General features: G+C 64.7%; 24 protein-coding genes. 7 read left to right on the forward strand and 17 right to left on the reverse strand.

Annotated elements, in window-relative coordinates; genetic code table 11:
• Positions 1 to 65: 65 nt before the first annotated feature.
• The 14 genes from BMX99_RS10860 to BMX99_RS10925 all read right to left on the reverse strand — a co-directional run bounded on the left by BMX99_RS10860 (position 66) and on the right by BMX99_RS10925 (position 15,626).
• Entirely contained in the window at positions 66 to 608 is a 543-nt protein-coding gene (locus tag BMX99_RS10860) for a hypothetical protein (protein WP_093451459.1), read from the reverse strand.
• 26 nt (positions 609 to 634) lie between these two features.
• Entirely contained in the window at positions 635 to 5,911 is a 5,277-nt protein-coding gene (locus BMX99_RS19805; RefSeq protein ID WP_212632869.1) for an ExeM/NucH family extracellular endonuclease, read from the reverse strand.
• 333 nt (positions 5,912 to 6,244) lie between these two features.
• On the reverse strand, positions 6,245 to 6,790 hold the full coding sequence (locus BMX99_RS10870) for a DsbE family thiol:disulfide interchange protein (RefSeq protein ID WP_170848753.1): 546 nt from the start codon (positions 6,788 to 6,790) through the stop codon (positions 6,245 to 6,247).
• The gene (gene ccmD, locus BMX99_RS10875) at positions 6,783 to 6,938 is read right to left on the reverse strand and encodes a heme exporter protein CcmD (RefSeq protein ID WP_093451465.1); all 156 of its coding nucleotides are present in this window, start codon (positions 6,936 to 6,938) and stop codon (positions 6,783 to 6,785) included. Before ccmD ends, BMX99_RS10870 begins: the two co-directional genes overlap by 8 nt.
• A complete protein-coding gene (locus tag BMX99_RS10880; protein ID WP_093451468.1) occupies positions 6,938 to 7,669 on the reverse strand; it encodes a heme ABC transporter permease in 732 nt (243 codons plus the stop codon). Before BMX99_RS10880 ends, ccmD begins: the two co-directional genes overlap by 1 nt.
• Before the next feature lie 64 nt (positions 7,670 to 7,733).
• Positions 7,734 to 8,390, reverse strand: coding sequence for a heme exporter protein CcmB (ccmB, locus tag BMX99_RS10885; RefSeq protein WP_093451471.1), 657 nt, complete (start codon positions 8,388 to 8,390; stop codon positions 7,734 to 7,736).
• Entirely contained in the window at positions 8,387 to 9,004 is a 618-nt protein-coding gene (gene ccmA, locus BMX99_RS10890) for a heme ABC exporter ATP-binding protein CcmA (protein WP_093451474.1), read from the reverse strand. The genes ccmB and ccmA overlap by 4 nt, the downstream gene beginning before the upstream one ends.
• 106 nt (positions 9,005 to 9,110) lie before the next feature.
• Positions 9,111 to 9,464 (reverse strand): Mth938-like domain-containing protein, encoded by a 354-nt coding sequence (locus BMX99_RS10895; RefSeq protein ID WP_093451477.1) that lies wholly within the window; start codon positions 9,462 to 9,464, stop codon positions 9,111 to 9,113.
• 24 nt (positions 9,465 to 9,488) lie between these two features.
• A complete protein-coding gene (locus BMX99_RS10900) occupies positions 9,489 to 10,205 on the reverse strand; it encodes a sulfite exporter TauE/SafE family protein (protein ID WP_244525553.1) in 717 nt (238 codons plus the stop codon).
• Between the two features lie 34 nt (positions 10,206 to 10,239).
• Positions 10,240 to 11,208, reverse strand: a complete 969-nt coding sequence (gene secF / locus BMX99_RS10905; protein ID WP_093451480.1) for a protein translocase subunit SecF — start codon at positions 11,206 to 11,208, stop codon at positions 10,240 to 10,242.
• A 1-nt stretch (position 11,209) separates the two neighbouring features.
• The gene (gene secD, locus BMX99_RS10910; RefSeq protein ID WP_093453202.1) at positions 11,210 to 12,841 is read right to left on the reverse strand and encodes a protein translocase subunit SecD; all 1,632 of its coding nucleotides are present in this window, start codon (positions 12,839 to 12,841) and stop codon (positions 11,210 to 11,212) included.
• Positions 12,842 to 12,872: 31 nt separating this feature from the next.
• Positions 12,873 to 13,163 (reverse strand): preprotein translocase subunit YajC, encoded by a 291-nt coding sequence (gene yajC, locus BMX99_RS10915; protein ID WP_093451483.1) that lies wholly within the window; start codon positions 13,161 to 13,163, stop codon positions 12,873 to 12,875.
• A gap of 333 nt (positions 13,164 to 13,496) precedes the next feature.
• Positions 13,497 to 14,462, reverse strand: a complete 966-nt coding sequence (gene speB, locus BMX99_RS10920) for an agmatinase (protein WP_093451485.1) — start codon at positions 14,460 to 14,462, stop codon at positions 13,497 to 13,499.
• A gap of 3 nt (positions 14,463 to 14,465) precedes the next feature.
• Positions 14,466 to 15,626 (reverse strand): M20 aminoacylase family protein, encoded by a 1,161-nt coding sequence (locus tag BMX99_RS10925; protein ID WP_093451488.1) that lies wholly within the window; start codon positions 15,624 to 15,626, stop codon positions 14,466 to 14,468.
• 64 nt (positions 15,627 to 15,690) lie between these two features.
• Between BMX99_RS10925 and mazG the strand changes: the two genes are divergently transcribed.
• Together mazG and BMX99_RS10935 are read left to right on the forward strand one after the other, a co-directional pair.
• Positions 15,691 to 16,572, forward strand: coding sequence for a nucleoside triphosphate pyrophosphohydrolase (gene mazG, locus BMX99_RS10930; RefSeq protein WP_093451491.1), 882 nt, complete (start codon positions 15,691 to 15,693; stop codon positions 16,570 to 16,572).
• Between the two features lie 78 nt (positions 16,573 to 16,650).
• Complete coding sequence (locus BMX99_RS10935; protein WP_093451494.1) at positions 16,651 to 17,664, forward strand: Fe(3+) ABC transporter substrate-binding protein; 1,014 nt, start codon at positions 16,651 to 16,653, stop codon at positions 17,662 to 17,664.
• 78 nt (positions 17,665 to 17,742) lie between these two features.
• Here the strand turns inward: BMX99_RS10935 and BMX99_RS10940 are convergent, their stop codons facing one another.
• Positions 17,743 to 18,624, reverse strand: coding sequence for a hypothetical protein (locus BMX99_RS10940; protein WP_139199496.1), 882 nt, complete (start codon positions 18,622 to 18,624; stop codon positions 17,743 to 17,745).
• Between the two features lie 116 nt (positions 18,625 to 18,740).
• Between BMX99_RS10940 and BMX99_RS10945 the strand changes: the two genes are divergently transcribed.
• From BMX99_RS10945 to BMX99_RS10955, 3 genes are all read left to right on the forward strand, one after another.
• Positions 18,741 to 19,679: a nucleoside hydrolase gene (locus BMX99_RS10945; RefSeq protein ID WP_093453208.1), complete on the forward strand. Its 939-nt coding sequence runs from the start codon at positions 18,741 to 18,743 to the stop codon at positions 19,677 to 19,679.
• The gene (locus tag BMX99_RS10950) at positions 19,676 to 20,122 is read left to right on the forward strand and encodes a GNAT family N-acetyltransferase (RefSeq protein WP_093451500.1); all 447 of its coding nucleotides are present in this window, start codon (positions 19,676 to 19,678) and stop codon (positions 20,120 to 20,122) included. The genes BMX99_RS10945 and BMX99_RS10950 overlap by 4 nt, the downstream gene beginning before the upstream one ends.
• Positions 20,123 to 20,278: 156 nt before the next feature.
• On the forward strand, positions 20,279 to 21,697 hold the full coding sequence (locus BMX99_RS10955; protein ID WP_093451503.1) for a protein adenylyltransferase SelO: 1,419 nt from the start codon (positions 20,279 to 20,281) through the stop codon (positions 21,695 to 21,697).
• Positions 21,698 to 21,834: 137 nt separating this feature from the next.
• Here BMX99_RS10955 and BMX99_RS10960 read toward each other — a convergent pair whose 3' ends face one another.
• Together BMX99_RS10960 and BMX99_RS10965 are read right to left on the reverse strand one after the other, a co-directional pair.
• Positions 21,835 to 22,710 (reverse strand): DMT family transporter, encoded by an 876-nt coding sequence (locus BMX99_RS10960; protein ID WP_093451506.1) that lies wholly within the window; start codon positions 22,708 to 22,710, stop codon positions 21,835 to 21,837.
• Positions 22,711 to 22,748: 38 nt separating this feature from the next.
• Entirely contained in the window at positions 22,749 to 23,363 is a 615-nt protein-coding gene (locus BMX99_RS10965) for a hypothetical protein (protein WP_315855982.1), read from the reverse strand.
• A 58-nt stretch (positions 23,364 to 23,421) separates the two neighbouring features.
• Between BMX99_RS10965 and BMX99_RS10970 the strand changes: the two genes are divergently transcribed.
• Complete coding sequence (locus BMX99_RS10970) at positions 23,422 to 24,132, forward strand: endonuclease/exonuclease/phosphatase family protein (protein WP_093451509.1); 711 nt, start codon at positions 23,422 to 23,424, stop codon at positions 24,130 to 24,132.
• 254 nt (positions 24,133 to 24,386) lie between these two features.
• Positions 24,387 to 25,763 carry a M20/M25/M40 family metallo-hydrolase gene (locus BMX99_RS10975; protein WP_093451511.1) on the forward strand — a complete coding sequence of 459 codons (1,377 nt, stop codon included), beginning with the start codon at positions 24,387 to 24,389 and terminating at the stop codon, positions 25,761 to 25,763.
• Positions 25,764 to 25,807: the final 44 nt, after the last annotated feature.

Consider the following 25,807-nt stretch of genomic DNA (forward strand, 5'->3'; position numbering starts at 1 on the left):
GCCAGAAAGCAAAAACGGCGCGCCCCCTGTGGGACGCGCCGTTTGTGTTCAAGAACCCTAAGGGATCATCCCTTCCGGCGCGACCCCATGGCCAGGCCACCCGCCACGGCAAAGGCCAGCAGCGGCAGCGTCGCGGGCAGCGGCACCGGGGTGGTCGTGCCGGCAAAGACCTGCGCGTTCACCTCGGGGAAATAGCCGTTGTCGCCATCTTCCTCGAAGAAGGAAAACACCACACGTGCGGTCGTGCCGAACAGCGCCGCGGCCGACCCGGTCAGGTTGCCGAAGGTCAGCGTCAGGCGGTCCAGCGTCGCCTCCGGATCGGGATCGACGATATCCCAGACCGAGCCCACGACCGTATCCGACGACAGCAGCGTGCCGGTGCTGTCGGACACCATCAGCGATGCGGTCAGGCTTGCGCCCTCCAGCTCTCCGGTGACCGAAATGTCGAGATCGTCCAGGTTGTCGTCATAGAAGCCGCCGTCGAACCAGTCGACGTCGTACTGGGCCACGAAGGCGTCGCCGCCGCTTTCATAGATCGCAGTGGTCGCCTGGGCGGCAACGGGTGCGGCGATCAGCGCCGCCAGGGCGAGGGATTTGAAAAGTTTCATTGGTTTATCCTTTGTCGTCAGGTCATTCACACGAAGGCGAAGGTGTCTTGGGTCAGCATGACGTCGTTGAAGTCGGTCACGCCGTGCAGGAAGATGCTGTCGTTGCCACCGTCGAGGTTGATCAGCAGGTTGGAGCCCAGCACCCGGGTGCTGAGCACCTCGGCCCCATTCAGGGCCAGCAGATCCTCGGTCACGTCGAAGTCCAGGATGCGCAGCTGTTCGCGCAGGCTGTCCTGATCGACAAAGACGAAAGTATCCGCCCCGGCCCCGCCGCGAACCACGTCCAGGCGGCCGCCGTTGCCGATGATGATCTCATCCGCCTCGGTGCCGTTCAGACGGTCGTTGCCATGGGATCCGACCAGCATCAGCGGACGGCCGTCCTCCAGATCCAGGCCGATGATCACCGGGTCATGGTCCGAGCCGCGCAGCGCGCTGTCGGCGTCGAACAGGCCCTGATCGGTCGGGCGCATCGTGTTGGGCGAGGTATAGGTGTCGTCCAGATTGTAGTCGAAGTAGACCGGCGCGTCGGAGTTGATGTTCCAGGTCGTCGCCCCGGTCACCTGAGAGGTCAGCGCCTCATTCGCCATGGCATAGTCCAGCGTGCCGATCTGACCGCTGAAGCGGTAGGAATAGACATCGTCCCCTTCGTAGGCCCGCGCCAGGTCGGTATAGCCCGCCGCCTCGAGCGTGGTGATCGGATCCTCCTTCGCGTAGGAGTTCAGATCGCCCAGGATCACCACATCTTCGTCACCCGAATTGGTCGGGTCGCTGTCCAGCCATTCGGCCAGGATGCGGGCGGCTTCGGTGCGGGTGGCGTTGTTCGCCCCTGCCCCGTCGCCCAGGTCCACGTCGCCCTCGGCCCCGGTGAGGGAGCCTTTGGACTTGAAGTGGTTGACCGACGCGGTGAAGACGCCGCCGCCGTCGATGTCCTGGAAGGTCTGGGCCAGGGCGGCGCGGTTGTAGGCGTCGCCATTGGTCTCGGCCCCCAGGGGATCCAGGAATTCGGCCGTGTCCAGAACCGCGGCCCCGCCCATCAGGCTGACCGACCGGGTGTCGTAGATGAAGGCCACCGCGATGGCGTCATCCCCGACGAATTCCCGGCCCGGATCGACAAAGTCCCAGGCGTCGTAACCCAGGGTCGCGTTGACCTCGGCCACCAGGGTCTTCAGCGCGAAGGTATCTCCGGCAAAGTCGTTCTCGATCTCGACCAGGCCGATGACATCCGCGTCCATGCCGATGATCGTGTTCACCAGCTTGGCGGTCTGGCGGGCCAGCTCTTCCTCGTTTTCCGCACCGCGCGGGGACTGACCGTTGTCCATCAGACCCGAGAGCGTGGTGAAGTAGTTCAGAACGTTCAGCGATCCGACCTTGAAGTCGCTGCCCACGTCGGCGGGCTGCTCCTGCACCGGGTTGGAGGCATCATCCAGATCGAAATCCACACCTTCCGGCAGACGCAGGCGGTATTCGCCAAAGTCATAGTCCATGATCGCGGTCAGACCGGTGACCGACTGGCCCATCATCGCCGCATCCGTATTGGCACCGATCAGGTCGCCATCGGGTTCGGTGATCGGGTCATAATCGCTGCGCGCGCCGTTGGACCCGTCGTCGATCAGGATGGTGCGATCCGCAACTTCCTGCTGGTAGGCGGCATTGCCGTCCACGTCCGGCGTGTTGGTCTGGCTGTACTGGTAGATCGGGCCATCGGTCGACAGCAGCGCCTGCCCGTAGTCCTCGTAGTCGAAGCTTTCCGAGAAGGTCAGCGCCTCGTCAATGGTGACCAGCATGCTTTCCAGAGCCTCGCGGTCGTCCAAGTCCGGCAGGGTCGTGGTGACGGCAAGGGTCAGGGGATCGACGGCCCCGGCTTCTTCGACACGGACCTCTGCGGCTTCGATCGTGGTCTTGCCGAAACGTTCCACCACGGTGCCCAGCACGCGCACCCGGTCGCCCGCGGCCACATCCGTCAGCAGGGTGGCGCCTTCGTAGACGAAGATCCCTTCCGAGGTCATGGCGTCCGCGTCGCGATCCGCCGTCTCCTCCATCAGGAAGAAACCGCCGAGTTCGCGGAAGCTGTCCGCATCGCCCGACTGGTAATCGCCCGAGACGATGGCCTCGATCACCACGGTCTGGCCAACCATCAGGCTGTCCGCGCCGCTGCCCTGAACCGTGCTGATCAGCGTGGGTTCATCATCGATGTCGCCATCCGGGTTGCCGGTGTTGCCACCCAGCCCGGTGCCCGCCGTGGGGGTGTTCACGGTGGAGGAATTGTTGAAGTTCAGGATCTGGAAGTCTTCGGCGGTATCGGTGTCGACACCATCCTCGACCCGGCCGACGCCGGCGGGGAAATAGCTGCCATCGGGGCCAACGACCGGCGCGTCGAAGAAGACAGTGGCGGGGTTGGCATCCACGCTGGCGACCGTGTCGATCACGACCTCACCGCCGGTCACGGCGTCACCCGTCAGGCTGGCGGTTTCCACCAGCGCATAGGTGGTCGACCCGTTCTCCATCGAGCCCGTGAAGGTGATGTTGGCCTCGACCCCATAGGTGCTTTGCGCCAACGCATTGGCCAGCAGCAGGAACCCGTTGTCGCCCAGGACATCCGTATCGGCAAAGTCGTAGCGGAAGTCGATGTCACCGGGGGTGGCGGCATCTTCGCTTTCCACCGCGATAAAGCTGAGCCCGGCAAGCGAGGCACCCGGCGTGCCGAACAGCTCGATATATTCGCTGTCAGACCCGGTGGTCGAGGCCAGCACTTCGTTGATCACGATGCTGTCTTCAACGGGCGCATCGCCAAAGACCGTGTCGGCGCGGTAGTTCAGGTTCTGGATCCGCGTGTCGCCGGAAGGATCCTGATCCTCGTCCGAATAGGCACCTTCCATGTCGGCCAGATATTCGGCCAGGGCGTCCTGTTCGGTGTAATCGGCGGCAAAGCTCGCTTCCCCCGTGCGCTCGGCCCCGTCGACGACCAGATCGACGCGGTCGGTGTTTTCAAAGCTGGCAAAGGGATAGCCGTCACCGCCCCCGGCCATGAAGTTCAGCGTCACGATGCGGAAGGTCTCTGTCGCATCGCCCGAGATCACGCCATCCCGCACCAATTCGGCGATCTGGTTGCCGTCCTCGTCGACGATTTCGGCGTTCACGACGCGGCTGCCGGCAGGCAGATCGGGATCGAACGAGAATTCCACGCCCGAGATCTGGATGAAGCGGCCCGACACCGACGGCAGCGCGCCGACACCATGTTCCAGCACCTCGACCAGCTGTTCGCGGGTCAGGGTCAGCAGCGACAACTCGTTGTTGAAGGCCAGCGCGGTCTGAATGTCGGTCTGGCTGATCCCGCCCTCGGGCTTGATGACATTGCCCTGGCTGTCGACCAGCTCTCCGTTCGGCAGGCGGGTGGCCACCACGTCACCGGGCAGAACCACGGTTTCGCCGATGGACGACCGGATGCCGCCGCCGTTCTTGATCGACACGACGACCGTCTCGTCGACTTCCTTGGCGGCGGCCAGGTTGGCGTCGGCCGTCAGGTTGCCCAGGTTGGTTTCCTGCGTGCGCACCCCGTCCGGGTCGCCGTCCACGCCAGACCGGTTGCCGTTCAGGAAGACATCCGAGATGCCGAAGACGTTGGATTCGGTGGCGATGATCTGCGCCTCGATCGCGTCGGCGATCTGCTGGACTTCCGCGTCGACCAGGCCCTCAGCCCCAAGGTCGGCCACGCCCTGCGCGTCGGTCGCATAGGCCCCGGACACAGTTTCGTCGTAGGACCCGGGGATGATGTTGCCCTCGGCGTCGAAGTCAATGACCAGGCGGCCGACGTATTTATAGCTGCCGTCGGTGTTCACCACGGCGGTCGTGGTGCCACCGGCGTTTTCGATGAAGATCGGGTATTGGCCCTGATCGCTGTCACCATCGCGCGGGCGGTCGTTGTCGTCGAACAGCCGCGTGTTGGAACCACCGGCGACGATGATGTCGACGTTTTCCAGACGGGCGGCGAGGTCCTGTTCGATGTTGATGCGCTGCATATGCGCCATCAGCACCACCTTGTTCAGGCTGGCATCGGCGGCCAGCAGGCTGTCGACCTCGGCCTGGATCTGCGCGGCCAGCGCATCCAGCTGATCTGCGGTCGGCGTGTCGTCGAAGTCACCGGGCAGGATGCCCACACCCCCGGGCGAGGAAATGCGATCCAGCGTCGGGGTGGTGGCCCCGATCACGGCGATCTTTTCGCCATTGGTTTCCAGCACGACCGACGACGTCACGGTATTGGCCAGCGGATCACCGCCGCCTGCGACCTCAAGCGGGGCCAGCTTCACGTCGGTCGAGAAGTCGAGGTTCGTCGACAGATAGGGGAACAGCGCACCTGCGAAGTCCTCGCCCAGGATCGTACCCGGGGCCGCGCCCGAGATCAGATCGGCCAGAACCTCGGTCCCGAAGTCGAATTCATGGTTGCCAAGCGCGATCGCCTGGATGCCCAGCTCATTCTGGATCTGGATGTCGGCGATCCCGGCGCTGCCAAAGACGGCCTCCGAGGCGTCGTAGAAGATCCCCGGAATGAAGGCATCGCCCGAGGACAGCGTCAGCGTATTGTCGGCCAGACCGTCTTCGCCCAGGTCCTGCGCCCGCAGGGCGTTCAGCACGGCCGAGAGGTTCGGCGCGTCAAGCACCGCGCCCGAGGATGCCTCTTGATCCGCGATATGCAGCAGTTCCAGCGTGAAGACACCCTGTTCGCTGTCGATCACCTCGACGCCGGTGACCTCAAGGTTGTCGATGCCGAATTCGTCGCGCGAGCCTGAGCCGTCGACGTCCGCGCCGCTCCAACGCAGCTGGAAATCGGTGCCGGCGGCCAGATCCGGCAGCATCACCGCGACGGTCTGGGCGACAAAGCCGTTGCTGTCGGCCGCGGCGGTCGAGGTGAACGAGCTGAGCGGGATCCAGGTGGTGCCATCCAGCGAATAGGCAAAATCAAAGGAATTGCCGCGCGTGGCGTTGTTGTTCACCAGCAGGTCAAAGCTGGCGATCACATCCGTCAGCGCCTTGTCGCCCGAATTCAGGTCCAGCACCAACGAGCCCGGCGTGAAGTCCGAACCCGTCGGCTGGATCATCAGCGCATTGCCGTCCTCGCCGCCACGCGTCAGCGCATAAAGGCCACCGGTGGTGACATCGCCCGCGGTCTCGCCGCGCGACAGGTCGTCTTCGGCGCTAAAGCCGGTGACCGTCCATTGATCCAGGTCCAGCTGACCGTAGATCGGATCATAGGAAAACCCATTCCCAAGAAAATCGTTGAAATCGTTCGTATAAATCGCGCGACGCATGTTTCTGCCCACCCAGTTGACGCAAATCGGGCGGGGATCGCACGGCACATTGGCAGCCACGAGGCCCCCACCTCTGACCTGTGCAGGGCTAGGGGGCGGCGGTAACGGTTTTGCTACGATTTGCTGAAGGTTTGGAAACGGCGCTGCTTGCCGTTAGGTCCGCTTGGTCAGGCGGGCCCGACGCCCCCAGGCGTCACGTGCCATGCAGGGTTGATCCCGGGCGGCGACCGCCCCGGGATGCAGTCCCACGACCTTTGATCCCTGCAAAAACGCTGGTGAACAAATGGCGCAGGCAGGCACCCTGCCCGTCCAGCCCCGCCGCGACGGCTTAAACTACTGGGTCGCCGCGCGGGCCTTTTCGATCGCCGGACGAATATCGCTTTCGATGACGCGCTGCGTGACCGGACCGGCAAAGCGCAGGATGATCTTGCCCTCTCCGTCGATCACATAGGTCTCGGGCACGCCATACAGGCCCCAGTTCAGCGCCATGCGCCCCTGGGGATCCGCGCCGACACCGGCATAGGGGTTGCCCAGTTCCTCAAGGAAGCCAAGCGCCTTGTCGGGCTGGTCCTTGTAGTTCACGCCCAGCACCTTGATGCCCTCTTCCGCCAGGGCGGTCAGGCTGGGGTGTTCCACCCGGCAGGGCGCGCACCACGAGGCCCAGAAATTCACCAGCGTGACCTCTCCGGTGCGCAGGGACCCGGCGTCAAAGCCCGGCAGGTTGCCCAGGGGCGTGAGTTCGACCGCCGGGGCCGCCCGCCCTTCGAAGGCCGAGGGCAGCTGATCGGGATCTTCCCGCTGCAAGCCAATATAGAAAGCCCCCGCCAAGGCGGCAAAGGCCAGCGGCGGCACCATCATCAACCAGGATACCTTAGCCATTGCGCTTCACCCGTTCTTCCACCGCCCGCAGATCACGTGCGACGCGGCGCGACCGGATGACGCTGATCCCGACAAGCCCCGCCAGCAGCAGCAGCGACAGCCCATAGGACGACAGCACCGCCTGCGCGTATTTTCCAAGTTCGGGCATCATGTCATCCGCTCCCGTGCCAGAAGCGCCCGTGTCCGCCGCGCCCGGATTTCCGTCCGGGTCCGCAGCAGCACAAGCGCGATGAACAAAAGGATGAACCCCGCAATGCAGACCAGCAGCGGGTGATAGAAGACATCCGCCACGTTTTCCTCCTTGTCGAGGCTCAGCGACGCGCCCTGATGCAGCCCCTGGTTCCAGAAGTTCACTGCATAGCGCGACAGCACCGCAAAGACCGACCCCACGATGCAAAGCACGCTGGTCAGATCCGCCGCCGTATCGTCATTCTCGATCGCCGCCCAAAGCGCGATATAGCCAAGGTAGAACAGGAACAGGATCAGGAACGAGGTCAGGCGCGGATCCCAGGCCCACCATGTGCCCCACATCGGCTGACCCCAGATCGCCCCGGTCAGAAGCGCGATCACCGTCATCACCGCGCCCACGGGGGCCGCCGCCCGCGCCGCCAGCGCGCTGACATGGTGCCGCCGGATCAGCCAGACCAGCGACGCCACAAGCATCATCATCCAGGCATTGATCGCCATCAGCGCCGAAGGCACGTGCAAGTAGATGATCTTTACCGTGGATCCCTGGCGGTAATCCTCGGGGGTGAAGAAAAAGCCCCAGATCAGACCGACCACCAGCGACAGCACCGCCAGCCCTGCCACGAAGGGCAGAACCCGGTCCACCGTGGCGATGAACTTTTTCGGATTGGCGTATTCCCAGATCGATCCCATGAGTCCCCCTCTATCCTGTGGCGTTTTGGCGATACAGTCACGTTCGCGCCAGCCCGACCTTGATCTACCTCAGGTTCATCCTGAGTACCGCGGCGCTGGCAAAGGGCAACAGGGCCATGGTGACGCAGGTGACCGCCGCCAGCAGCACCAGCTGCGTTTCGACCGCCAGCCCCGTGGCCCCGGCGCGGGCGACCTCGGCCCCGAAGATCAGCGTCGGGACGTATAGCGGCAGCACCAGCAGCGACAGCAGCAGCCCGCCACGCTTGATCCCCACGGTCAGCGCCGCCCCGAAGGTGCCGATCACCGACAGCGCCGGCGTCCCAAGCGCCAGCGACACCACCAGCCAGAGGTATCCTTCAGACGGCAGCGACATAAGCAGCCCCAGCACCGGCGCGGCGATGACCAGCGGCAGCCCCGTGGTAACCCAATGCGACAGCGCCTTCATCGCGCAGACCCCTTCCAGCGGCAGCGGAGAGGTCGCGATCAGGTCCAGCGATCCGTCTTCGCGGTCCAGCGCAAAGATCCGATCCAGCGACAGCAGACAGGCCAACAGCGCGCCTACCCAAAGGATCCCCGGCGCGATCCGCGCCAGCAGCGCCGTCTCCGGCCCCACGGCAAAGGGCACCAGAACGATGACGATCAGGAAGAAGGCCAGCCCAAGGCCAAAGCCGCCCCCGGCCCGCACCGCCAGCCGAATGTCCCGCAGGAAAAGCGCGATCACAGGAAGGCCTCGTCATATTGGCGCGACACGCTGGCGCGCGCGCGGAACGGCGTCATGTCGATCACGCGCACCGGCAGCCCCATGTCGATATGGCTGGCGATCACCGCCGTTCCGCCACCGTCCAGATGCCGCCGCACCGCCGCGCCGAACATCGCCACGGACTGCTTGTCCAGCGACACCGTCGGTTCATCCAGAACCCAGATCGGCCGCCCCGTCACCGCAAGACGCGCCAGCCCAAGCCGGCGTTTCTGCCCGGCAGAAAGGTTGCCCGCCGGACGCTCGGCCAGATCGATCAGGCCGAAGCCCTCAAGCGCGGGCTGGATATCGCCATGGCCATAGACCCGCGCCCAGAAGGACAGGTTTTCCCGCACGCTCAGCACCGCCTTGATGCCATCCGCATGGCCGGCATAGGCGATCGCTTCTGCGTCGGGCAGGATGATCTTGCCGGCATAGGGCGGTTGCAGCCCGGCCAGCGTGCGCAGCAGGGTCGTCTTGCCCACCCCATTGGGGCCGGTCAGCACGACGGCCTCGCCCGGATCGGCGGCGAAATTCACCCCCTCCAGCACTGGCACGCCTCCGCGGGCCACACCAAGATCCACGACCTTCAAGCTCATACATTCGACCTAGCGGATTTGTTGCGCGGCGAAAAGCACCCATCCCGTTCAGGACAGACAGAATTTCGCCCTTGGGTTGCGGTGCAGGTTCCCGCCTTCGGGGGCTTCAGACCGAGGACAGGACCGCCGCGATCCGGCGGCCCTCGCTCAGCAGGACGTTGAAGGTGCGGCAGGCGGCTGGGCTTGTCATCGGCTCGACCCCGATGCCCGCGCCTTCGACCGCCGCGCGGAAGGCAGCCGGAACATAGGCCATCTCGGCCCCCGTGCCGACGAACAGCACATCAATCTGCCCCGCCAGCGCCAGAACGGACCCAAGGTCGTCATAGCCGCCCCAGGACTGCACGCTGTCGGCGGTGACCAGCAACGGGGCCTGGTGCACCGCGCCCCCGATGCGGAAGAAACCTTCGCCATAGCCGTCGATCGGCCGCGCCTTGCCATAGTCGATTTCGTTCAGTTGCATCGCACCCCTCCTGTCAAAAGCCCCTCAGACCGCATCGAACAGCGGCAGCCCCAAGACCATCGCCACCGCGACCAGCACATAGGCCGTCACCCTGTAGGCGCGTTCGTTCCCCGGCCGGAACATCAGACGCCCGATCCATGAGCCCAGACCATAGGGCAGCAGCAGGATCAGACCAAGCGGCACAACCGCCCAAGTGATCACTCCCTGCAGCGCCATAAGGGGCAGCAGCAGGATCGAGGTCACGGTCAGGAAGACCAGTGTCGTTGCGCGGTTCTTCTCGGCTCCGTCCTGTCCGGCCAGCTGGAAGATCACCACGACCGGGCCCAGCAGCCCCGTCGCCCCGCCCAGGAACCCCGCGCCCAGGCCCACGGCCCCGCGCGTTGCCCGTCCGGGCCGCGCCTGGTAGCGCCACCCCGACACCAGCGCCAGAAGCGTCACGCCGATCACCGCGATGACCGTCCAGCGCAGCCAGGTCACATCCGCTGTCTTCAGAACCCAGATCCCCGCCACCGCCGCAAGGCAGGCCAGACCGATCTGCAAGGCCAGGGCCGGTCGGTCGACCTTGCCCCAGGCCTGCGGCACCACGGTAAACACCGAGGCCACCGCCGAAATGTTGAAGACCGCGATCGCGACCTCCAACGGCACGATCCGCGCCGCCACCGGCAAGAAGATCAGCGCCGCGCCAAAGCCCGCAAAGCCATAGACCACGCCGGCCACGAATGTCGTGAAAAGAAGAAGCATCAACCCGAGGGAGCTGACCCCCTCGGGCAGAAGATCAGGCATCCACATTGGCAAACTGGTTGCCGGTGGTGTCCGTGGGCTTGGACCAGTCGCGTTTCACGCCCAGCCAGAGAACGACGTTCTTCGCCACATAGACCGAGGAATAGGTCCCGATCACCACGCCCCAGGTGATGGCAAAGACAAAGCCCCGGATCACGTCGCCGCCCAGCACCAGAAGCGCGATCAGCGCGATCAGGGTGGTGCCGGATGTCATCAGCGTCCGGCTGAGGGTTTCGTTCACCGACAGGTTCATCACGTCGATCAGCGGCTTGGTCTTGAACTTGCGCAGGTTTTCCCGCAGCCGGTCAAAGATCACCACGGTATCGTTGATCGAATAGCCGATGATGGTCAGCAGCGCCGCAATGGTCGCCAGGTCGAACCGGATCTGCAGCAGGGAAAACACCCCGATGGTGATCAGCACGTCATGGAACAGCGCAACCACCGCCCCGACCGAGAACTGCCATTCGAACCGCAGCCAGATGTAGAACAAGATCGCCGCCAGCGCCGCCGCAACCGCCAGCACGGCGGTCTGGATCAATTCGCCCGAGACCTTGGGACCAACCGATTCCACCTGGGTGAAATGCACGGTCTCGTCCAGCGCCTCCAGCGCCTGTTCGACTTGGGTCACGGTCTCGGCGCTGATGCTTTCCTGGCCGTCCTGGGCCTGGATGCGGATCATCGCCACGTGGTGGTCGTCGTCAAAGGACGGATCGAACACCTCCGAGATCGAGGTATCGCCCAGCCCAAGCGGCGCGATCGCGTCGCGATAGGCACCAACGTCGACCGGCTGTTCGGACTGCGTCCGGATGGTCGTGCCGCCGCGAAAGTCGATGCCGAAGTTCAGCCCGACCGTCAGCCAAAGCGCCAGGCTTGCGATCATCATCACGATCGAGGCCCCGAAGGTCAGGGTCCGATACTTGAAGAAATCCCAGTTGGTGTTTTCGGGTACAAGTTTCAAACGCATCTCAGACCTCGATTGTCTTGGGCCGCGCCCGTTCGAACCACGTGACGATCAGCAGTCGGGTGACCCAAATCGCGGTGAAGACCGACGTCAGGATCCCGATCCCAAGCGTGACCGAGAAGCCCCGCACCGGGCCCGAGCCCAGGACAAACAGGATCACCGCCACGATGAAGGTCGTGATATTGGCGTCGACGATGGCCGACAGCGCCCGTTCATAGCCCAGCTCGATCGCGCGGGCCGGCCCCTTGGCCGATTTCATCTCTTCCCGGATCCGTTCAAAGACCAGCACGTTGGCGTCCACCGCCATGCCGATGGTCAGTACGATGCCCGCGATGCCCGGCAGGGTCAGCGTCGCCCCGATCACGCTAAGCAGACCAAAGATCATGCCCACGTTCAGGATCAGCGCGATATTGGCGAACAGGCCAAACAGCCCATAGGACGCCCACATGAAGAACAGAACCGCGATGCCGGCAACGATACAGGCGATCTTGCCCGCCTGGATGCTGTCCGCCCCCAGTTCCGGCCCGATCGTGCGCTCCTCAAGGAAATCCAGCCCCGCAGGCAGGGCACCCGCACGCAGCAGAACCGCGAGGTTGGTCGATTCCTCGACCGAGAAGTTGCCGGTGATGATCCCCGACCCGCCGGCAATATGGCTCTGGATCACCGGGGCGCTGATGACCTCGTTGTCCAGGACGATGGCAAAGGGGTTGCCGATGTTGTTGGCGGTGTAATCGCCGAACTTGCGCGCCCCGGCCGGGTTGAACCGGAAGGACACCGCAGGCCGGCCGTTCTGATCGAAAGACGGCTGCGCATCGACCAGCTCTTCGCCGGTGACGACAGGCGTGTCTTCCAGCACGTAGAACTGGCCCTCCTCGTCCATCGAGGGCAGCAGCGAATTGCCCGGACCCGCGACGGTCTGATCGTCCGTCGTGCGGCGGATCACCGGCTGAAAGGTCAGCTGCGCGGTGGTCCCGATGATGTCCTTCAGTTCCGAGGCCGATTCGACCCCCGGCACCTGGATCAGGATCCGGTCGGACCCCTGACGCTGGATCGTCGGCTCGCGCGTGCCGACCTCGTCGATCCGGCGGCGGATGATTTCCAGCGACTGGCGCACCGTGCGGTCATCCGTCGCAAGCCGCTCGGCCTCCGACAGGCGCACGATCAGCACCGGCCCTTCATTGGTGACTTCGATGTCGTTCTGGCCCGCACCGGTCAGGCTGACGATCGGGCGCGAGATCTCTCGCACGATCGACACCGCCTGGGAAATCGCATCCGCATTGGAAATGCGAATGCGCAGCTCGTCCTCGGGGCCGTCCTGCAGGCGGATGGTGCCCACGACGTCCCGCTCCTGGCGCAGGCGGTTGCGGATCTCGGGCCACAGGCCCTTCATGCGCGAGGCATAGACATCCTCGACCTTCACCTCGGCCAGAAGATGCGCGCCCCCGCGCAGGTCCAGGCCCAGGTTCACAAGGTTCGACGGCAGCCAGTCAACCCAGCCTTCGCCGGGCTGACCGACAGCCACTTGGTCATTGTATCCCTCGACGCGGGAATAATAGGCATTCGGAAGGGCCAGAAGCAGCCCAAGCGCCACCGTGCCCCAGATCAGAATACGTTTCCACAGATCGATCTGCAGCATCATGCGGCCCCTTTGCCCGGAGGTTCAGAACTTACGCGGCCTCGGCCGGCTCCGTCTTGGACTTCACGTCTGCCAGGGTGGACTTGATGACGCGGACCTTGACGCCCTCGGCGATCTCGACCTCGACCTCGCCGTCCTCGCGCACCTTCACGACCTTGCCGATGATGCCGCCCTGGGTCACGACCAGGTCACCGCGACGCACGGCATTCACCATGGCCTGATGGTCCTTCAGCTTCTTCTGCTGCGGACGGATCAGCAGGAAATACATGATCGCAAAGATCAGGATGAGCGGGAGAAACTGGGCGACTGCGCCACCTTCCATGGGGGTCTTCCTTCTGTATGTGCGGGGATCCGCAAGGTTTGGCGGAACCTATGGGCGCGACTGCGGGATTGCAAGCCTCCGCCCCGCCTGCCGCCCCGGAAAACCACCTGGAAACCACCCGCAAACAGCCCCGCACAGGCCCTCTCTTCAAACAGCCTACCCCGCTGCCCACGCTGGCACGCGACCCACCCCTCTTTGGTTTTCCCAAATATCCCCGCCGGAGGCCCCGCTGCCTTGCCCCGCAAGGCAGCCTTGAATCGCTTGCGCGCCCCTATGGGCGCGCGCAATTGGATCCCGCCCGTCGGATCGGCGCGCAAGTAGGGAGCAGTCGGATCAGCCGCCCCGCCGGGTCCAGGCCCAGAGACAGGCGATCTCCATCGCCACATGCGCCCCTGCCACGGCGGTGATCCCGCCATGATCAAACGGCGGGGATACCTCGACCACGTCGCCGCCGGTCAGGTGGACCCCCGCAATCCCGCGCAGGATTGCCGCCGCCTGGGCCGAGGAAAGCCCGCCCCAGACCGGCGTGCCCGTCCCCGGCGCATAGGCCGGATCAAGACAGTCGATATCGAAAGTCAGATAGGCCTTGGCATCGCCAACGATCTCTTTCACCCGATCCGCCACCGCCTGCGGGCCGATGCGATGCACCTCGGGCGCGTCGATCACATGGATGCCGCAATGATCGTCACAGACCGTGCGAATTCCAACCTGGACCGACCGGTCCACATCGATCAGCCCCAGCTTGGCCGCCTTGTAGACAAAGGTCCCGTGATCAATCCGATCCATGTCGTCATCGGCCCAGGTGTCCGAATGGGCGTCGAACTGGATCAGCGCCAGCGGCCCGTGTTTTTCCACATGCGCCTTCAGGATCGGCAGGGTGATGAAGTGATCCCCGCCAAGCGTCACCGTCCCCACGCCCTGGGCCAGCATCCCCGCCATATGCGCCTGAAGCGCATCGGGGAATTCCCAGACCTTGGCATAGTCGAACGCCAGGTCGCCGTAATCCGCCACGGCAAATTCGGACAGCGGATCAAAGCCCCAGCCATAGGGCGGATCATAGGGCTGCAGGGTCGATGCCTCGCGGATCGCGCGCGGCCCGAACCGCGTGCCGGTACGGTTGGTCACCGCCTGATCAAAAGGCACGCCCGTCACCGCCAGATCATAGCCGCTCAGGTCCTTGGTATAGGTCCGGCGCAGAAAGGAGGTCGCGCCGGCAAAGGCGTTCTCATAGGCCAGCCCCTTGGGATCCTTGCGGGTAAAGGCTCCGTCGATTTCTGTCTTGGCGTCTTCAAGGGCCATCTCTCACTCCACCGGTTGGGCGCGCTCGACCAGGCGCACGAAATAGGATGCGCCGATCGGCGCGATCTCGTCGTTGAAATCATAGTCTGGCTGGTGCAGCCCGGCACTGTCCACGCCCTGCCCCAGCATCATGAAGGCCCCGGGTCGCGCCTGCAGCATAAAGCTGAAATCCTCGGCCCCCATTTCGCGCGCCTCGCGATATTCCACCTGGGTCGAGACATCGCGCGCCACCTCGGCCGCGAATTCCGACTTGGCGACGTCGTTCACGGTGGCCGGGTAATGGCGGTCATACCCCAGCCGCGCCTCGACCCCAAAGGCCGCAGCCTGGCCGTCGACGATCTCTTTCAACCGGGCCTCGACCAGGTCCTGAACCGCCGGATCAAAGGTCCGCACGGTGCCGTTCACATAGGCCTTGTCGGGAATCACGTTCTCGGCCGATCCGGCGTGGATCTGGGTAACCGATACGACAAGTTCATCCCCCGCATAGGCGTTGCGCGACACGATGGTGTTCACCGCCTGGATGATCGAGATCGCACAGGGAATCGGATCACGGGTCTCATGCGGATTGGCCGCATGGCCGCCCACGCCCTTTACATGCACATGGAAGGTATCGACCGCCGCCAGCACCGGTCCCGGCCCGGTCATGAACATGCCCGCCGGAAAGCCCGGCGCATTGTGCATTGCATAGACCTGGTCGATCTTGAACCGGTCCATGATGCCTTCGTCCACCATGACACCGCCGCCGCCGCCGTCTTCTTCGGCGGGCTGAAAGATCAGCGCCACGGTGCCGGTGAAATTCCGCGTCTCCGCCAAGTACTTGGCGGCACCCAGCAGCATCGTCGTGTGGCCGTCATGGCCGCAGGCGTGCATCTTGCCGGCCACGGTCGAGGCATGGTCGGCCCCGGTGGCTTCCTCGATCGGCAGCGCATCCATATCGGCCCGCAGCCCGATGACCCCGCCCTTGCCGCGCCCGTGGATCAGCGCCACCAGCCCGGTCCTGGCGATGCCTTCATGGATCTCGTCGACACCGAATTCGCGCAGCCGTTCAGCCACGAAGGCGGCGGTCTGGTGGCAGTCAAAGCCCAGTTCCGGGTGCTGGTGCAGGTGGCGCCGCCAGCCCTGCATTTCGTCGGCGAACCCGGCGATACGATTGATTACGGGCATCGGCTGGACTCCTGTCATTACGCTCGCCACCTTGGCACCAAATCGCAATCCGAGAGGAGCCGCAATGCCCCAAGGCACCCAGACCCCGCCCCAAGATCCGATTCACCAGCACGACCGCGGGCTGCCCCAGCTTCTGGCCATCATGCGCCGTCTGCGTGATCCCGAAACCGGCTGCCCCTGGGATGTGGAACAGACCTTCGCCACCATTGCGCCCTACACGATCGAAGAGGCCTACGAGGTCGCTGATGCCATCGAACGCAACGCCATGGACGAGCTGCAGGGAGAGCTGGGGGATCTTCTGCTTCAGGTCGTCTTTCACGCGCAAATCGCTGAAGAAGCAGGGCATTTCAGCTTTGTTGATGTGGCGGACGAAGTCGCAACCAAGATGATCAGCCGTCACCCCCATGTCTTCGGCGACGAAAGCCGCGACAAGTCTGCCGACCAGCAGACCCGCGACTGGGAAAAGGTCAAGGCCGCCGAACGCGCCGCCAAGGGGGCGACCGGCGTGCTGGATGACGTGGCCGTGGGGCTGCCCGCCCTTCTGCGTGCCCTGAAGCTTCAGAAACGCGCCGCAAGGGTCGGATTTGACTGGCCTTCCACCGATCAGGTGCTGGCGAAGATCCAGGAAGAAGCCGCCGAACTGGTCGAGGCGCGCGACACCCTGGGCCCCGACGAGATCGAGGAAGAGATGGGCGATCTGCTGTTCGTCATGGCCAACCTGTCGCGCCACATGGGCGTCGATCCCGAAGCCGCCCTGCGCCGTGCCAACGCCAAGTTCACCCGCCGCTTCGGCGCAATAGAAACCGCGCTGAAACAACGCGGTAAGACGCCCGAGCAAAGCAACCTGGAAGAAATGGACGCCTTGTGGGATGCCGCCAAGGCCGCGGAAAAGGCGGCCAAACGCGCCGCCACCGCTCCCCCGGCAGACCCCGGCACAAAAGCTTGAGCAAAAAAATCAGGCATTGACCCAAGTAAAACAGTAAGATTTAAGGCGCAGCCAAGGACAACCCCTAGGAGGCCATAAATGACCTTTTCGATCCGCACTTCCGTCTTTGCAGGCGCCCTTGCCCTGACCGCCATCCCGGCCGTCGCGGAAGAAGTGAACCTGTATTCCTATCGCCAGCCCGAGCTTCTGGCCCCGCTGACCGATGCCTTCACCGAAGAGACCGGCATCAAGGTCAACGTCGCGCACCTGGACAAGGGCATGGTTGAACGCCTGGAAGCCGAAGGCGACCGCTCGCCCGCGGATCTGGTCTTTACCGTCGACATCTCGCGCCTGGCGGCCGTGGTGAACGCGGGCCTGACACAGCCTGTCACCTCGGACGTGCTGACCGAAAACGTGCCCGCAGCCTATCATGACCCCGACGGTCATTGGTGGGGCCTGACGACCCGCGCGCGGATCGTCTATGCCTCGAAGGATCGCGTGGCCGACGGCGAAGTCACCACCTACGAAGACCTGGCCGACCCCAAGTGGAAGAACCGCATCTGCATCCGTTCCGGCACCAATGCCTATAACGTGGCGCTGGTTTCGGCGATGATCCACCATCACGGCGAAGAGGCCACCAAGACCTGGCTGGAAGGCGTCAAGGCCAACCTCGCCCGCAAGCCCCAGGGCAACGACCGCGCACAGGTCAAGGCGATCTGGGCCGGCGAATGCGACATCTCGGTCGGCAACACCTATTACATGGGCAAGATGCTGGAAGACGCGGAACAGACCGAATGGGCGAATTCCGTCCGCATCGTCTTCCCGACCTTCGAAGAGGGCGGCGCGCATGTGAACATCTCCGGTGTGGCCATGACCAAGGCAGCCCCGAACAAGGAAAACGCCCTGAAGCTGATGGAATTCCTGGTGTCGCCCAAGGCGCAGGAGATCTACGCCGCCGCGAACTATGAATACCCGATCGCGCCGGGCACCGAAGCCATCGACCTGGTCAAAGGCTGGGGTGAGTTCACCGCGGACGACACCAACCTGATGGATCTGGCCAACCTGCGCCCGCAGGCGCTGCAGCTGATCCAGGACGTCGATTTCGACGGCTGATCGCGGCCAAATCGCTGAAATCGGGAACGGGTCCTTCGGGGCCCGTTTTCTTTTGCATCAAGGGGATACGCAGCGAAGTTATTCGATCAGCGCAACACCGGGCATGTCGCGCAGCTCGGCCAGGTCGTTGGCATAACGCGCCCGGATCTGCGCGGTCTCATCCTCGTCAAAGGACGCGAATCCCCGATCGCCGGTCTCGCTGGAATACAGCCGCAGCACCTCTTGCCATTCCTTCCGCTCCAGCGTCAGGCCCGTGGCATAGTGTTTCTGCAGCACCATCAGCCCCGCATCCGTGGCCGAGACGTTCAGCGACCGTTCGGGTTCCACCCAATCGCCTTCCGCCAGATCCGGCACCAGGTGGCCAAACAGATCCCGGTTGCTGCCCCTTTGGTCATAGGTCAGCACGATCAGCTCACTCGGTTTCAACACGTCCCGCAGGGCTGAAATCACATGCGGCCAGCCGGCCTTCATCGCGATCATCCCCGGCTTCAGATCGGCAAAGGGCGGACAGGCGTTGTCCTCGGCCCGCTTGCGATAGGCCGAGGCAAAAAGCTCATCATAAGGACGCAGCACATAGACCAATCGGTCCACCGGCCCCGGCAGATGCGCCTTGAGGAACTTCAGCCGCCGCCGGATCGCTGGAAAGAACTCTCCTCCGTAGAAGGGCATCATGCGGCCGGGGATGTTTTCTTCCGACAGAATCAGCGGCCGGTCGGGCGCGGTGGAATAGACCTGCATTTCCTCGGCCAGGAATTCCCGCAGTTCCTGCTTGCGCTTGCCCCCGGTGCTGGGTCCGGGAAGGCGCAGCCGCAGCCGCCCGCCGGGAATATCGTCCCGGCCGGGATAGGCCAGGTCATAGCCCCTTGCCCGGATCGCCTCTGCGTTGACCGACAGGAACATCTGGAACGAGGACGTCCCTGTGCGATGTGCCCCGGCGTGAATGTAGATACCGCTCGCCATTCCGTGCAGCATGGGCCAGAACGCAAACCCGCGCAATGTGCTGTCCCCCATGGACATCTGCCCGACCCCGCGCCACCCTGCGCCAAACCACCCACAGGACGACCATGCCCCGGACCATGCCCCGCAAGATCATCATCGACACCGACCCCGGACAGGACGACGCCGTCGCCATTCTTCTGGCCCTGGCCAGCCCCGAAGAGATCGAGGTGCTGGGCATCACCGCCGTCGCAGGCAACGTGCCGCTGGAGCTGACGGCCAAGAACGCCCGCATCATCTGTGAACTCGCGGGCAAACCGGACGTGAAGGTCTATGCCGGCTGCGACCGTCCCATGGCCAAGACGCTGGTCACGGCGGAACATGTGCACGGCCAGACCGGGCTGAACGGGCCGAAGCTGCCCGATCCGCTGATGGCCCTGCAGGACGGCCACGGCGTCGATTTCATCATCGACACCCTGCGCGCGGAACCTGCAGGCACCGTCACGCTCTGCCCCCTGGGGCCGCTGACCAATATCGCCACCGCCTTCGAACGCGCGCCCGACATCATTGAAAAGGTGCAGGAAATCGTCCTGATGGGCGGCGCCTATCTCGAGGTTGGCAACATCACCCCGGCGGCCGAGTTCAACATCTACGTCGACCCCGAGGCGGCCGAGATCACATTCCGCTCTGGCGTGCCGATCGTGGTGATGCCGCTGGATGTGACGCACAAGGCGCTGGTGACGCCCGCGCGCAACGATGCCTTCCGCGCCCTCGGCACCCCCGTGGGCAAGGCCGTGGCCGAGATGACCGATTTCTTCGAACGCTTCGACAAGGAGAAATACGGATCCGAAGGTGCGCCCCTGCATGATCCCTGCGTCACCGCCTATCTGATCCGGCCCGAGCTGTTCTCCGGCCGCCACGTCAACGTCGAGATCGAGGTCGCCTCGCCCCTCACCCGCGGCATGACCGTCGCCGATTGGTGGGGCGTGACCGACCGCGCGCCCAATGCGATGTTCATGGGCGATATCGACGCCGACGGCTTCTTTGCCCTGCTGACCGAAAGGCTGGCCCGCCTGTGACCGCGCTGCACCTTGCCGGCCCCGAGGATCTGCCTCGCCTCCTGCCCCTGGTCGCCGCCTTTCACGAGGAATTCGGCCTGCCGCTGGATGACGACCATCGGGTTCAGGCGCTTGCCCCCCTGCTGGACGGCTCGCCCTATGGGGCCGTTTGGCTGATGGGCCCGTCGCGCGCGCCGATCGGCTATATCATCCTGACCTTCGGCTGGTCGGTTGAATTCGGCGGCATGGACGGCTTTGTCGACGAACTCTACGTCCGCCCCGCCGTGCGCCGCCGTGGCATCGCCACCGAGGTGCTGGAACAGCTGCCCAAGACCCTGGCAGAAACCGGCCTGCGCGCCCTGCACCTCGAGGTCCGCGAAGACGACGACCAGACCGTCAAGATGTACCGCCGTCAGCTGTTCAAGCCGCGCGAAGGCTACATGCTGATGACCAAGAAGATCTGACGCCGCCCGCGCCGGACCTGAAACAGGGCGCGGAATGAGGGCCCAATAATGGGCCTCTCAACAGGGCCTCGAAACAGCGCCCATAAACTGGGGCCAAGAAACCAGGGCCCATAAACAGGGCTGGAAACCGCGCCCCTGCCGCCTTACCTGTCGTCCATGACCCAATCCAGCCCGATGCAGATCCCCTTCGACAACAGCTATACCCGCCTGCCCGCGGCGCTTTTCACCCGCCAGCCCCCCGCGCCCGTCAGCGCGCCTTCGCTGCTGGCCTGGAACGCGCCCCTGGCGGCGGATCTGGGCATCACCGGCACGCCCGATCCGCAGGTCCTTGCAGGCAATACCCTGCCCGACGGGGCCGAGCCCTTGGCCCAGGCCTATGCCGGGCACCAGTTCGGCGGCTTCTCTCCCTCCCTTGGGGACGGGCGCGCGCTGCTGCTGGGCGAGGTCATCGACCGCACCGGCCAGCGCCGCGACATTCAGCTCAAGGGCTCGGGCCGCACCCCCTATTCCCGCAATGGCGATGGCCGCGCCGCCCTTGGCCCCGTGCTGCGCGAATTCATCGTCTCCGAGGCGATGCACGCCCTGGGCATCCCCACCACGCGCGCCCTGGCCGCGACCCTCACCGGCGACCGCATCCAGCGCGAGGTCGCCCTGCCCGGCGCCGTTCTGACCCGCGTGGCCTCTTCGCACCTGCGCGTCGGCCATTTCGAATATTTCGCCGCCCGCGACGACCGCGCCTCCCTCCGGGCGCTCTATGACTACGCGGTCGACCGCCATGACCCTTCCGCCCGCGACCCGCTGCACTTCCTGCAGGGCGTGATCAATCGCCAGGCAGACCTGGTGACGAAATGGCTGGGCGTCGGCTTCATCCATGGGGTGATGAACACCGACAACACCTCGATCTCGGGCGAAACGATCGACTACGGCCCCTGCGCCTTCATGGATACCTATCACCCCGATACGGTCTTCAGCTCCATCGACCAGCACGGCCGCTACGCCTATTCCAACCAGGCGCCCGTGCTGCCCTGGAACATGGCGAAACTCGCCTCGGCCCTGCTGCCGCTGATGCCCGACCCGGATGCCGCCATCCCGGATTTCACCGCCGCCGTGCACGCCATGCCGGACCTGATCGACGCCGCCTGGCTGCGGGTCTTTGCCGCCAAACTCGGCATCTCCTCGCCCCGCCCCGAAGATCGCGGCCTGATCTCCGAGCTGCTCTCGCTGATGCAGTCCGGCGGATCGGATTTCACCAACAGCTTCCGCGCCCTGCCCGACAATGACGCCCGCGACCACTTCGCCGACCGCGACGCCTTCCTTGACTGGACCGCGCGCTGGCACGACCGCCTCGCAACGGAACCCGAGGCCCCGGCCCTCATGGCCCGCTCCAACCCCGCCGTGATCCCGCGCAATCACCGGATCGAACAGATGATCCAATCCGCGCAATCCGGCGACATGGCCCTGTTTGAGACCCTGCGCCGGGCGCTCTCCACCCCCTACACGACACCCGCTGACACCGGCCTCACCACGCCGCCCACGGCCCAGGAACAAGTCACCGCCACCTTCTGCGGCACCTGAAATCCCCATCATCTTGCCAAAAATACTCTCCGGGGGTGCGGGGGTGGAAAACCCCCGCCGCGCGACACCAGCCAAGGGGCACCTAGGGCCCGGGCAAGGCCCCCGGCCCAATCACCCGCCCCGGTCACCCGGACCAGTCACCCGCGGCGGTTGATCAACACGATCCCGAAAGACACCAGCGCCAGGGCCACCAGCACCGACAGATGCAGCGCCTCTCCCAGGAAGGCCCAGCCCATAAAGACCGCAAAGACCGGCGTCAGGAAGGAAAAGCTTGCGATGGTCGAGGCAGGATAGGTCTTCATCAGGTAGAACCAACCCAGAAAGCCAAAACTGGCCACCAGGAAGACCTGGTAGCCCATCATCCAGATATGCTCCGGGCCAAAATCCCGCACCAGCGGCCCGAACAGCGGTGCGACCAGCAGCAAAGCCACCGCCGAGAAGGACAATTGCCACAGCTGCTGCGCCTCGGGCGGGGCCTCGGAAATCCGCGTGATCCGAACGATCAGCGCAATCGCCGCCCAGCCGATGGCCCCGAGCCAGGCCAGAAGATCGCCCGCAAGGCTCGCCTGTCCGCCCGACCGGTCCGCCAGCACGACGACGACGCCCGCAAAGGCACAGATCAGCCCGATCACCTTGACCCGGGTCAGACGCTCTCCGGGGATCAGGAAATGCGCGGCAAGGCTCAGATGCATCGGCATCGTGTAAAAGATGATCGAGGCCCGCGCGACCGTCGTCATGTCCAGCGCGTTGAAAAGCCCGATGAATTCCAGCGTAAAGGCCAGCCCCATGGCCAGCCCCGGCCCCATGTCGCGGCGCAGGTTGCCGAAAGACACGCCCCGCGCCAGCATCCAGACCAGGATCGCCAGGCAGGCAAACAGTGACCGCAGCCCCGCCTGGAACACCGGGCTCAGCCCTTCCGAGGTCAGCTTCATGATGATCTGGTTGCCCGCCAGAACCAGCACGAAAAGAAACAGCGCCGATGCGCCCGGAAGATCAAGTTGGTCTTTTCTCATCCGCGCATTGGGGTCGGACCATACGGTCCCGTCAACGCCTATTTTCTACGCTTTTTGAAGAACCGGGGATTGCGCGTAACGAAATCCTCGATCAGCCCGGCCAGCCCTCCGGCAGCTTTCCCGCGCAGATAGGCATAGCCCGACCCGGCCCCCAGAAGCGCGCCCCCGCAATCGACGATCAGATCGCCCATGGTGTCGCGCAGCCCGGACTTCTGCATGTTGAAGCCGAACAGCTCATCCATCGAGAACTCGAAGATCTCCCACATGGCACCGATGGCCACGGCGAAACAGAAGGCGAAAACCGCGATGGCAGCCGGCGGCGCGGCAAAGCGATCCCCCTGGAACATCATGAAAACCAGCACGAATCCGATCAGGCCAAAGCCCACGGCGGAGCCTCCGTGCATGGCGATGTCCCACCACCAGAACCGGTTGTAGAAATCCGCCACCTCGCCCAGGAAGATCGTGCCGCCGACGAACATGACCACCGCCAGCATGAAGCTTTTGGGCACCTGGATCTGCGCCCATCTGGCCACGTAGACCGGCAGGATCGACAGGCCGATGGTCACCAGGGCGACGAAGGCCAGGGAATAGCGCCCGGTCCAAAGCGCCTCTCCCGCGGCAACCAGAAGTGCCAGCCAGATGGCCTGCGTCACTCGACTTTGATCCCGCAACACCTGTGAAATTCCCCGCGTCATCGCTACCTTCCCATCTATGAAAGCGCTCAGCCTCAAAGTGGCAACCTGGAACCTGCAAAAATGTGTCGGCATGGACCTGCGCCGCGACCCCGGACGCAGCCTGCGGGTGCTGTCGGACATCGGCGCGGACCTTGTGGTCCTGCAAGAGGTCGACAAGCGCCTGCCTCCGCGCCCCGCCGCCCTGCCGCGCGACATGATCCGGGCCGAGGGCTGGCAACTTCTGCCTTTTTCTCCGGTCTCGCCCGGCGGGCCGTCGGTCGGGTGGCACGGCAACACGATGCTGATGCGTCCAGGGCTGACGCTGCGCGAAATCGATCAGATCACCCTGCCGGGGCTTGAGCCGCGCGGCGCCATACGGGCCGAGCTGACGACACTGATCGGACCCCTGCGCGTGATCGGCGTGCATTTGGGGCTGCGCCGCCGCGACCGCCTGGCCCAACTGCACGCGATCTCGGCCCATCTGGCAGATCTGCCCCCCGCACCGACCCTTCTGGCCGGTGACATCAACGAATGGGGCGCGATCGAGGTTCTGGACCACGCGCTCGACGGTCTCAGCTTCCTGCCCGCCCCCGCCACCTTTCCATCCCTGCGCCCGCTTGGCCGGCTCGACCGCTTCGCCCTCTGCCCGCGCCTGCGCGCCACGCATCCCCCTTCCGCCCACCTCGCCCAGCCCGCCCGTATCGCCTCGGATCACCTGCCCCTGACCGTCACGCTCATCGCGCCCTGACGCGCGCGCCTCGCTTCTGTCGCGCGCCGCCCCAACTACCTGTTCTTTCGGCAGATGTTGGATGCCTCCGGCGGGGATATTTTCGAAAACCAAAGAGAGCATCGACCCTCCCTCTTTGGTTTTTCCAAGTATCCCGGGGGTCGGTGGCAAAGCTTCAGCTTTGACGCCCAAGGGGGCAGAGCCCCCTTTGCATCGCCGTCACTGGACACTCCACAGCCCGCTGATAGGGTCGGCGCAAAATAATAGGAGCTCCCATGTCACTCGACGCCGTTCTATCCCGCATCGACGCCCAGATCCCAGAAGCGACCGACCGCCTTCTTGATCTGCTGCGCATCCCCTCGATCTCGACCGACCCGGCCTACAAGGCCGACTGCGACCGGGCGGCGGACTGGCTGGTGGACGATCTGCGCTCGCTCGGGGCCGAGGCCGAGAAGCGCCCGACCCCCGGCCATCCGATGGTCGTCGGCCACATCGGAGAAGGCGCGCCGCATCTGCTGTTCTACGGTCACTACGACGTGCAGCCGGTCGATCCGCTGAACCTGTGGGATCGCGACCCGTTCGATCCCCAGCTTGAGGAGACCGCGAACGGCAAGGTCATTCGCGGACGTGGATCCTCAGATGACAAGGGCCAGCTGATGACCTTTGTCGAAGCCTGCCGCGCCTGGATCGCCGAGAACGGTAAGCTGCCCTGCAAGATCACCTTCTTCTTCGAGGGCGAAGAGGAAAGCGGATCGCCGTCCCTTGTGCCCTTCATGAATGACAACGCCGAAGAGCTGAAGACCGACGTCGCCCTGATCTGCGACACCGGCCTGTTCGGAGAGGACACGCCCGCCATCGTCACCATGTTGCGTGGTCTACTGGGCGAAGAGCTGACGATCACCGGCCCGGTCAAGGACCTCCATTCCGGCATGTATGGCGGACCCTCGATGAACCCGATCCGGGTGCTGTCGCGCATCATTGCCGGGCTGCACGACGACCAGGGGCGCATCACCGTGCCGGACTTCTACGAAGGCGTGCCCGAACTGCCCGATGAGATCCGCGCCCAATGGCAGGGGCTGGGCTTTGACCACGGCTCATTCCTGGGTGAGGTCGGACTGTCCGAGCCGGCCGGCGAACAGGACCGCACCCCGTTGGAAATGATCTGGTCGCGTCCGACCTGCGAGGTCAACGGCATCTGGGGCGGCTACACCGGCGATGGTTTCAAGACCGTCCTGCCATCCAAGGCCCATGCCAAGATCAGCTTCCGCCTGGTTGGCCAGCAGGATCCCCATGCCATCCGCAAGAACTTCCGCGCCTACGTGGAAAGCCAGCTCCCCAAGGATTGCCAGGTCGACTGGCACGGCCACGGCGCCAGCCAGGCCAGCCAGATGGAAATTGACCACCCCGCGTTCGAGGCCGCCCGCAAGGCGCTGTCCGACGAATGGCCCAATCCGGCGGCCTATGTGGGCTGTGGCGGGTCCATCCCGATTGCCGGGCATTTCAAGCGGATCCTCGACACCGACGCCATGCTGATCGGCTTTGGCAAGGATGACGACCAGATCCATTCCCCGAACGAGAAATACGACCTGTCGTCCTTCCACAAGGGCATCCGCAGCTGGGCACGTATCCTCGACGCGATCAGCAAGGGCTGAGCCGGCCCGCGACCCGCGCCTGTCAGGGCGCGGGGAGCCGCACG

The sequence above is a fragment of the Pseudooceanicola nitratireducens genome, from assembly GCF_900109195.1.
GTDB lineage: Bacteria > Pseudomonadota > Alphaproteobacteria > Rhodobacterales > Rhodobacteraceae > Pseudooceanicola > Pseudooceanicola nitratireducens.